This is a genomic window from Pseudomonas tehranensis (assembly GCF_014268615.1).
GTDB classification, from domain to species: Bacteria; Pseudomonadota; Gammaproteobacteria; order Pseudomonadales; family Pseudomonadaceae; genus Aquipseudomonas; species Aquipseudomonas tehranensis.
In genome coordinates this window covers 1-8,631 of the sequence record NZ_JABWQV010000215.1, presented here as the reverse complement: position 1 = coordinate 8,631, position 8,631 = coordinate 1, and the positions used below count along the sequence as shown (strand labels likewise).

The following is an 8,631-nucleotide window of genomic DNA, read 5'->3' as shown; positions in this document are numbered from 1 at the left end:
TGTGGGAGCGAGCCTGCTCGCGATAGCTGAGCCACAGCCACCGTCGAGTTGACTGATCCACCGCATCGCGAGCAGGCTCGCTCCCACAGACACGAGGCACAGCATGCAAATCAAACTCGCCAACCCCCGTGGCTTCTGCGCCGGCGTGGACCGGGCGATCGAAATCGTCAACCGCGCTCTGGAAGTCTTCGGGCCGCCCATCTATGTGCGCCATGAAGTGGTCCACAACAAATTTGTCGTCGAAGACCTGCGTAGCCGCGGGGCGATCTTCGTCGAGGAACTGGACCAGGTGCCGGACGACGTCATCGTGATCTTCAGTGCCCACGGGGTGTCCCAGGCAGTGCGTACCGAAGCTGCCGGCCGTGGCCTGAAGGTATTCGACGCGACCTGCCCCCTGGTGACCAAGGTCCATATCGAAGTGGCCCGTTACAGCCGTGACGGTCGTGAGTGCATCCTGATCGGCCACGAGGGCCATCCGGAAGTCGAAGGCACCATGGGCCAATACGACGCCAGCAACGGTGGCGCGATCTATCTGGTCGAGGATGAAGAAGACGTCGCCGCGCTGCAGGTGCGTAACCCGCAAAAGCTGGCGTTTGTCACCCAGACCACCCTGTCCATGGACGATACCAGTCGAGTGATCGACGCCCTGCGTGCGCGCTTCCCGGCCATCGGTGGGCCACGCAAGGATGACATCTGCTACGCCACCCAGAATCGTCAGGATGCGGTCAAGCAACTGGCTGACGAATGTGATGTCGTGCTGGTAGTCGGTAGCCCGAACAGCTCCAACTCCAATCGCCTGCGCGAGCTGGCCGAGCGCATGTCCACTCCAGCGTACCTGATCGACGGTGCCGAAGACATGCAGCGCAGCTGGTTCGATGGCGTCGAGCGTATCGGCATTACCGCCGGTGCTTCTGCGCCGGAAGTGTTGGTGCGCGGCGTGATCCAGCAATTGCAGGCCTGGGGTGCAACCGGTGCCGATGAATTGTCCGGTCGCGAGGAGAACGTCACTTTCTCCATGCCCAAGGAACTACGCGTGCGCTCTTTGCTTTAAGTCCTTTTCGCACAGCGCCTGCTCGGCTTCGACGCTTTCCAGGTGGACGCGGCCGGAGGGCGCCAATATCACCTGATGGTGGCTGACCGGCCCGCGTTTGGCGCAGACATGCAGCGTGCCTGCCTGGAATGCGCCGCCGGGGTGCAAGGCTTCCCCCCGGTTGCTGAACCTCACCCTGCTTCTCACCGGCTGGTTGCCGACCACCCGAGCGCTTGCCCTGCGCTCCATCAGCACGGTCTTCTCCTTGTCGTCCAGGGTCATTCGCCAGCCCCGGCCCCAATCGTTGTCTATCCCCCTGAGCACGACCGTCCGGTTGCGCGCGATGGCTTCGCTGCGCGCGCTGCGCAACCCGCTGATCAGTAACTGCGCGGTGTCCTCGCGTTCGATGGATTCGATCAGCTCTTTGTAGCCAGCGCCGGCCCACGACAGAACAATTGCCGCAATCGCCAGTCCCATGAGCAGCTCGATCAGGCTGAAGCCCTGTTGGTGCATGACATCTCCTCCCTGGAGAATGTGAAGCGGTGCGATAGTGCAAGAAACTCAGTGTGGCAGGAGCATGTTGTGGCGAGGGAGCTTGCTCCCGCTGGGCTGCGCAGCAGCCCCAAAATAAACGCCGCTACGCGCCCGAGCGGGAGCAAGCTCCCTCGCCACACGCAGTGGTTTGTTCTAGCGTGTAGAAGCAGGTATAGCCGACGGCGACGGAGGGCATCGATGGATCTTCGTACAAAAGGTTTCACGCTGATTGAGGTGCTGGTAGCCCTTGGCGTGCTGCTGCTCCTGATCACCCTGGCGGTACCGGCCCTTACCGGCTCGGTGCAGGGCACCAAGGCCGATACCGATATTGGCGATCTGCGCCGGGCACTGAACTTCGCCCGGATGACAGCGATCGACCGTGGTGTCACCACACGGATTCGCCCCACGGCCCAGGGCAGCGTATGGAGCAGCGAGCTGACGGTGTATGACAGTACTGGCGCTGAGCCCAATGTATTGCGGGTTGTTCCGGCGATGAGCAGCGGCGCGACTCTGACGCTAACCTCAGAGGTGACCAACATTGATTTCAACAACCTCGGCGGGTTGTCGGCACCGGCCACGCCGGTGACTTTCAATTATGTAAGGGGGGCGCAGAGCAGGACGCTGAGTGTTTGCCTCAATGGACGAATCGTATTGGGTGGAAGTTGCGGATGAAGGGTTGCAGTAAACAGGCACAGGAGGGCATGACACTGATCGAAGTGCTGGTGGCGGTGCTGATTCTTGGCGTGGGCTTGCTGGGAGCGGCGATGGTTCAGCTCAATGCGCTCAAATATACCGACAGCTCGCGCATGACCAGTCAGGCCAGCTTCATCGCCTACGACATGCTGGACCGCATTCGCGCCAACTCCGGCGCCGATTACACGGTCACGCCGCCCAGTTCACCCAATCTCAACGTAGCCCGGGACCAGGATCTCTACGATTTCAAGACCAACATCGTCAGCTTCGGCGGCGCCACGGCCACCGGCACTGTTGCCCTGCACCAGCGGGTCTACACCATTACCATCTCTTGGGACGACGCCCGGGCCGCCAACACGACCAACGCCGCCGAGGCGCGACGCAGTTTCGTGCTGACCAGTCGCGTCGCCGTCGACCCACCAGGGGCGACGCCATGAACAGGCATTGCCGGGGATTCGGCCTGATTGAGCTGATGATCGCTTTGGTGCTCAGTCTGATTGTCGTGCTGGGTGTGGTGCAGATTTTCATCGCCGCCAAGAATACCTACGTCAGTCAGAGCGCAGCGGCGGTGATGCAGGAGGATGCGCGGTTCGCCCTGAGCAAGATGGTCCAGGAGCTTCGCATGGTGGGCATGTTCGGTTGTCTGGAGAGCGTTCTCGACGCGTCCTCGGCGGGGGACTTCAATGCCAGCAAGGTCACGCCGATCAGCTGGGACAACGCCAATCTGAAGCTGACGCTGGTGACGACGGATGTCGGCAACAGCGGTGGCGTGCCGACTTGGACCGTGATCTCGGACTGTCGCAACACGGCAACCGCCTATACCGGGGCGCGGCTACCGGCGGCCGGGCAAATGGCGTTTCCGATACGGCGGTTGATCTACAACTTCAGCAATAACCAGTTATTGATGGGCACCGGGGCTGGCAACCCGACCCAGGCGGTACTGGTGGATAACGTCCGGGCATTCGATGTGACATTTGGTGTGGCCAGCAGCGCGACAGACATCGCGGCATCGAGCTACAGCCGCAACCCGACCGATCCGGCCCTGATCCGCAGCGTGCGCCTGACCCTCACGCTCTTTGACCCGAAGAACAACGTGCGTGAGCAGACCTTCAACGTGGTTGCCGCTTTGCGCAACCGGCTTTTGTGAGGGCGACTGATGAATTCGACGCCCATCAAGCATCACCAGCGCGGTATGGCATTGCTGGTCAGCCTGGTTTTCCTGCTGCTCCTGACGCTGATCGGCCTTTCATCGATGCAGAGCGCTACCCTTCAGGAAAAAATGACCAGTAGCGTCATGCTGCGCAACCAGTCCTTCCAGGTGGCCGAGGCAGCGCTGCGGGTTGGTGAAAGCGCGGTACAGGCCGAGGCCTACTCCCTGCCGGTGTGCACCACTGCGACCCAGTGTGCGCCCCCGGCTGAATCGGCAACCCTCACGGCGGCCGGGCGTAATTCATCGTCGGGGGTGACCTGGATCGCCGTCCCTGGCGGGTTTTACGGCGTGCAGAACCTGGGCACCACGCTCACGGCGGTCAACGTGCCGATCAATACATCGGCAACGCTGTACCGGATCACGGCGGTGGCAGTGGTAGGCAATAACCAGCGCAGCGTCGTGGAGAGCATCTATGCGAAATATTAAGGTGCGTCGCGATTGGAGGCAGGCGTTCTGGGGCGTGCTGCTGAGCCTGTATCTGGCTGCACCGGCCTATGCTTTCACACCTTCGGATTCCCCCTTGCTGAGTGCCGCCGCAGTCACCCCCAATGTGATGCTGCTGATCGATGACTCGGGGAGTATGAACAACATCATTTGGGCGTCGGGGTTTGATCCCTCTGCCACTCAGTTGCGCACCTATGCATGCGCCTCCAACAGTAACTGCAACAGCATCTTCGAGCTGGATATGGACGACGCCAATATTTTGTTGGTGGGCCTGTTCCGTGGCGGCTGTTCAAATGGCTGGTACGGTTTTTACCGCAGCAACGTTGGTCGGGTCTGCCTGCGGCTGCCTGACCCGGTGGGTGACGAGAACACCCGGTACACGGCCAAGTACCTGGCGTATCTGGTAACCCTGGCCAATGGCTCGAACCGGGACTACACCAACGGCTCAATCCCCAGGGACTATCGAATCAACGTGGCACGGGATGTCTCCAACGACCTGGTCGCCAACAACCGTGCCCTGCGCATTGGTCTTGCCACCTTCAACCCGCCCAACTTCAGCAACTCCGGCCCGGGGGGCTACATTGCCCGTGTCGTCAGCGATCTGTCACCCGTCAGCGGCAGCGTGACCCAGACCCAGGCCAACGCCAACTACAGTGCCCTGATCAACGCCATCAACGGCCTGGGCGCGGTCGCCAATACGCCATTGGCCGAGAGCTATTACGAGGTCACCCGTTATTTCAGGGGCATGGCGCCGTACCACAACAGTACCCCCAGTACCTACACCAGCCCGATCCAGTACCGGTGCCAGAAGAATTTCGGTGTGGTGATCACCGACGGCTTGCCCACTTACGACCGTACTTTTCCCACCAACGATCCGCTAGGCGGATCCCGTCTACCTAACTGGGATGGCATCAGTACCAACGATGGTGCTGACCGCAACGGTGACGCTGAGGGCGATACGCTTTACCTGGACGACATCGCCAAGTTCGCTTTCGACATCGACATGCGCTCCACCGGCACCGATGCCACCGGCCAGAGCTGGAACGCCACGGATTTCCCCCGGCAGTACCTCAATACCTACACCGTGGGTTTTGCGGTCACCAATACGATGCTGTCCGACGCCGCTCGCTACGGCGCGGGTAAATATTATCCAGCGTCCGACAGCGAAGGCCTGAACTCAGCCTTGTCATTGGCCTTGAGCGACATCACCTCCAAGGCTGGATCGGGGGGCGGCGGCACCACCAACGGTGCAACGTTGTCCACCACCTCCAGTTACTACCAGACCACCTATGACCCCAAGGACTGGCGAGGCACCATCCGGGCATTCGGTTTTACTTCGGCGGGGACGGTCGATACGGCGGCCGTGCAGTGGACCACCAACACCAGCATCGTGCCGGGTGCCACGGCACCGACCTATCAGTCCTGGAACACCGCGACCAACACGCCGGTAACCCTGGCCTACGGCAACTTTTCACCGGCCCAGCAAACCAGCCTCAGCCAGGGTCTGCCCACGGGGATCACCGGCACCGATCTGGTGGAATGGAGCAAAGGCGTCAATAAAACCGGCCTGAAGGTGCGCAGCGTGTTGCTGGGCGACATCATCAACTCGCCGCTGGTGCTGGCATCGCCCAATGACCAGACCGCCTCGGACCTGCTGAACGACACCAGCTACAGCACTTACCTGGCAACCAAGGCGGCGAACATGAACGCCAATCTTGTGGTGAATGCCAACGACGGTTTCTTCAGCGTCATCAACAGCACCAACGGCACCCGGCGTTACGCCTACATGCCGTCGAGCGTCCTGCCCTCGCTGCGGGACATCGCCGACACCAATTACATCAATGGCGTGAGCCACAAATTCCTGGTGGATGGGCAGATCGGCGTGTTCGATGCGCAATTGGGCAGTGCCTGGAAGACAGTGGCCCTGGGCGGGACCGGAGCCGGGGGCAAAGCGTTCTATGCGGTGCAATTGTTCGATGCGGCGGCAGGCAATACGCTTCGGGCGTTGTGGGAAATCAGCGCGCCGACCGTCGCCAATACGGCCAACGTCTTCAATGACCTGGGCTACGCCTATGCGCGTCCCGAAGTAGCGCGTCTGGCCGATGGTCGTTGGGCCGCGTTCATCGCCAATGGCTATGGCAGCAACACCGGCGTGGCGGCGCTGTACGTGGTGGATATCCGTGATGGCTCGCTGATCAGGAAAATCACGGTCAATAACAGCGAGACGGGTAACGGTCTGTCTTCGGTCAAACTTCGGGTCAACTCCCAGAACGTGGTGCAGGCCGCGTACGGTGGTGACTTGAAAGGGCGGATGTGGAAGTTCGACCTCAGTGGCACTTCCCCCACCACCTGGGGCGTTGCATTTGCCGGGCAGCCATTGTTCACCGCGCCCGGTGGTGCAACCCAGCCAATCACCGTCCAGCCGCTGCTGGCGGACAACCCCCAGGGCGGGACCCAGGTTTTTTTCGGCACGGGCAAATTCAACGAAGCGGTGGATAAGCTCAATAAGGATCTGCAGGGGTTCTATTCAATCTGGGACGCCGTCGGCGGTACCGGACAAATCACTGTTTCGAACCTGCAAGCCCAGTCGATCACGGGGGTGTTCTCAGGCAGCACCGGGCAATTCGTGACGACCAGCCAGGCCGACGTGACGTATCCTGCGAGAAAAGGTTGGTATTTACCCTTGGTGTACAACAACGCATTGACTGGGGAGCGGGTGATCAACCCGGCCAGTCTGGTGCTCGGGCGAATAGTCTTCACCACGGCCGCCGTGGACACCACCGACCCCTGCGCCAGCTTCGGTACCGGCAAACTGATCCAGGTAGATGCGTTCAACGGTAAGATGCTCAATTACGCGGTGCTCGACACCAACGGTGACGGCATGCTCAACAGCCTCGACACGGTCTCCAGCGGGGTGATTTTCACGGGGGGGATCCCGACCTTGAGCGCTGTCGTCAGTGCCAACGGGGCCACCAACATGATCGTGAACGACTCCGGTGGCGGTATCACCGACCTGCTGGGAAAATCCGTCGGCGGCAGTCGCCGCATCATGTGGCGGCAAATACAGTGAGAGATAAGGTATGCGCAGATCCAACCGGGGTTTCACCTTGATCGAAATCATGATCGTGATCGCCATCATCGGTATCGTGATCACCGTCGGCTATCCGAGCCTGACCGAATACATGAAAAAGGGGCGGCGCGCTGAAGTTGCCGGGCTGTTATCAGAGCAGGCGCAGATCCTTGAGCGTCATTATTCCAAGACCGGCGTCTACACCAACGCGACCGGGCTGAGCAGCGGGAATGATTTCTACACCATTACCCAGACGCTTTTGGACCAGAGTTTCACCCTGACCGCGGTGCGCAACAGCGGCTCGTCCATGGCAAGCGACAAGTGCGGTGATTTCACAATCAACAACACAGGCGCACGAAGCATCATCAACGCCACTGCCGGGCTGACCGCCAAGGATTGCTGGGGTCGCTGAGTTTATTTTTCGGGTGCTGTCCTGCGCCCTTTGTCTTGTGAGTTGAAATAGAACATGACCAGGCAACAGCAAGTGGTGATTGTCGGCGGCGGAGTCATCGGCCTACTGACTGCGTTCAATCTCGCGTCCGAAGGGCAGCATGTGGTGCTGCTGGACCGCTCCAATGTCGGCCAGGAATCGTCCTGGGCCGGCGGCGGTATTGTTTCGCCGCTATACCCCTGGCGCTACAGCCCGGCGGTCACCGCACTGGCCCACTGGTCGCAGGACTTTTATCCACAGCTGGGGCAGCGTTTGTGCGCGGCCACCGGGATTGATCCGCAAGTACATGTCACTGGCCTGTATTGGCTGGACCTGGACGATCAGGTCGAAGCCTTGGCCTGGGCTGAGCGAGAAGGGCGCCCGTTGGAGGCTGTGGATATCTCTGCGGTGCATGATGCAGTGCCGGTGCTGGGCGCGGGTTTTTCCCGGGCGATCTACATGGCCGACGTGGCTAACGTGCGTAACCCCCGGTTGGTGAAATCCCTCAAGGCTGCCTTGCTGGCGCTGCCCAATGTCACCTTGCATGAACACTGCGAGGTCAGCGGGTTCATCCGCGACGGTGGGCGTGTGGTGGGGGTGGAAAGCTCGGCAGGACAGATTCGTGGCGAACAGGTGGTCTTGGCGGCGGGCGCGTGGAGCGGTGAACTGCTCAAGACGCTGGGGCTGAAATTGCCGGTTGAGCCGGTCAAAGGCCAGATGATTTTGTACAAGTGTGCGTCGGATTTTCTATCGAGCATGGTCCTGGCCAAGGGCCGTTATGCGATTCCTCGTCGCGACGGGCATATTCTGGTGGGCAGTACGCTGGAGCGTGAGGGTTTCGACAAGACCCCGACCGATGTAGCGCTCGATAGCCTGAAGGCTTCGGCGCAGCAGTTGATTCCGGCGCTGGCCGACGCCGAGGTGGTCGGGCATTGGGCCGGGTTGCGGCCTGGATCGCCGGAGGGCATTCCCTATATTGGTGAAGTGCCGGGGTTTTCGGGGTTGTGGTTGAATTGTGGGCATTATCGCAATGGGCTGGTGTTGGCTCCGGCGTCGTGTCGGTTGTTTGTTGACCTGATGTTGGGGCGTGAGCCGGTGATTGATCCTGTGCCGTATGCGCCGGCGGGGCGGTTGTAAGGTTCGGGGCTGTTTGTTTGACTGAGTACATATCCGTTGCTGTGGTAACGGCCGCTTAGGGTTCCGCTCTTACAGCGGGTCAC

The 8,631-nt window shown here is 60.8% G+C and carries 9 protein-coding genes; 8 read left to right on the top strand and 1 reads right to left on the bottom strand.

Annotation, left to right across the window (positions count from 1 at the left end; genetic code table 11):
* Nucleotides 1-103: 103 nt before the first annotated feature.
* On the top strand, nucleotides 104-1,051 hold the full coding sequence (ispH, locus tag HU811_RS21865; RefSeq protein ID WP_092403407.1) for a 4-hydroxy-3-methylbut-2-enyl diphosphate reductase: 948 nt from the start codon (nucleotides 104-106) through the stop codon (nucleotides 1,049-1,051).
* On the opposite strand, the gene HU811_RS21860 is transcribed toward ispH, so the two are convergent.
* Nucleotides 1,028-1,543: a GspH/FimT family pseudopilin gene (locus tag HU811_RS21860; protein WP_186658055.1), complete on the bottom strand. Its 516-nt coding sequence runs from the start codon at nucleotides 1,541-1,543 to the stop codon at nucleotides 1,028-1,030. The genes ispH and HU811_RS21860 overlap by 24 nt on opposite strands.
* A 219-nt stretch (nucleotides 1,544-1,762) precedes the next feature.
* On the opposite strand from HU811_RS21860, the gene HU811_RS21855 reads away from it, so the two are divergent.
* From HU811_RS21855 to thiO, 7 genes are read left to right on the top strand one after another with little or no spacing between them, the layout of a single operon-like run.
* Nucleotides 1,763-2,236 (top strand): GspH/FimT family pseudopilin, encoded by a 474-nt coding sequence (locus HU811_RS21855; protein ID WP_186658054.1) that lies wholly within the window; start codon nucleotides 1,763-1,765, stop codon nucleotides 2,234-2,236.
* The gene (gene pilV, locus HU811_RS21850) at nucleotides 2,233-2,694 is read left to right on the top strand and encodes a type IV pilus modification protein PilV (RefSeq protein WP_092403403.1); all 462 of its coding nucleotides are present in this window, start codon (nucleotides 2,233-2,235) and stop codon (nucleotides 2,692-2,694) included. The genes HU811_RS21855 and pilV overlap by 4 nt, the downstream gene beginning before the upstream one ends.
* Complete coding sequence (locus HU811_RS21845; RefSeq protein ID WP_186658053.1) at nucleotides 2,691-3,404, top strand: PilW family protein; 714 nt, start codon at nucleotides 2,691-2,693, stop codon at nucleotides 3,402-3,404. The genes pilV and HU811_RS21845 overlap by 4 nt, the downstream gene beginning before the upstream one ends.
* A 9-nt stretch (nucleotides 3,405-3,413) precedes the next feature.
* A complete protein-coding gene (locus HU811_RS21840) occupies nucleotides 3,414-3,893 on the top strand; it encodes a pilus assembly PilX family protein (protein WP_092459938.1) in 480 nt (159 codons plus the stop codon).
* Nucleotides 3,880-6,981 carry a pilus assembly protein gene (locus tag HU811_RS21835; protein WP_186658052.1) on the top strand — a complete coding sequence of 1,034 codons (3,102 nt, stop codon included), beginning with the start codon at nucleotides 3,880-3,882 and terminating at the stop codon, nucleotides 6,979-6,981. The genes HU811_RS21840 and HU811_RS21835 overlap by 14 nt, the downstream gene beginning before the upstream one ends.
* 10 nt (nucleotides 6,982-6,991) lie before the next feature.
* The gene (locus HU811_RS21830; protein ID WP_092403395.1) at nucleotides 6,992-7,393 is read left to right on the top strand and encodes a type IV pilin protein; all 402 of its coding nucleotides are present in this window, start codon (nucleotides 6,992-6,994) and stop codon (nucleotides 7,391-7,393) included.
* 54 nt (nucleotides 7,394-7,447) lie between these two features.
* Entirely contained in the window at nucleotides 7,448-8,548 is a 1,101-nt protein-coding gene (gene thiO, locus HU811_RS21825) for a glycine oxidase ThiO (protein WP_186658050.1), read from the top strand.
* Nucleotides 8,549-8,631: the final 83 nt, after the last annotated feature.

What these genes read in the sequence shown, in the direction of transcription:
- thiO (WP_186658050.1), top strand. Translation starts at nt 7,448, where the DNA reads ATGACCAGGCAACAGCAAGTGGTGATTGTCGGCGGCGGAGTCATCGGC.
- HU811_RS21855 (WP_186658054.1), top strand. Translation starts at nt 1,763, where the DNA reads ATGGATCTTCGTACAAAAGGTTTCACGCTGATTGAGGTGCTGGTAGCC.
- ispH (WP_092403407.1), top strand. Translation starts at nt 104, where the DNA reads ATGCAAATCAAACTCGCCAACCCCCGTGGCTTCTGCGCCGGCGTGGAC.
- HU811_RS21840 (WP_092459938.1), top strand. Translation starts at nt 3,414, where the DNA reads ATGAATTCGACGCCCATCAAGCATCACCAGCGCGGTATGGCATTGCTG.
- HU811_RS21835 (WP_186658052.1), top strand. Translation starts at nt 3,880, where the DNA reads ATGCGAAATATTAAGGTGCGTCGCGATTGGAGGCAGGCGTTCTGGGGC.
- HU811_RS21860 (WP_186658055.1), bottom strand. Translation starts at nt 1,543, where the DNA reads ATGCACCAACAGGGCTTCAGCCTGATCGAGCTGCTCATGGGACTGGCG.
- pilV (WP_092403403.1), top strand. Translation starts at nt 2,233, where the DNA reads ATGAAGGGTTGCAGTAAACAGGCACAGGAGGGCATGACACTGATCGAA.
- HU811_RS21845 (WP_186658053.1), top strand. Translation starts at nt 2,691, where the DNA reads ATGAACAGGCATTGCCGGGGATTCGGCCTGATTGAGCTGATGATCGCT.
- HU811_RS21830 (WP_092403395.1), top strand. Translation starts at nt 6,992, where the DNA reads ATGCGCAGATCCAACCGGGGTTTCACCTTGATCGAAATCATGATCGTG.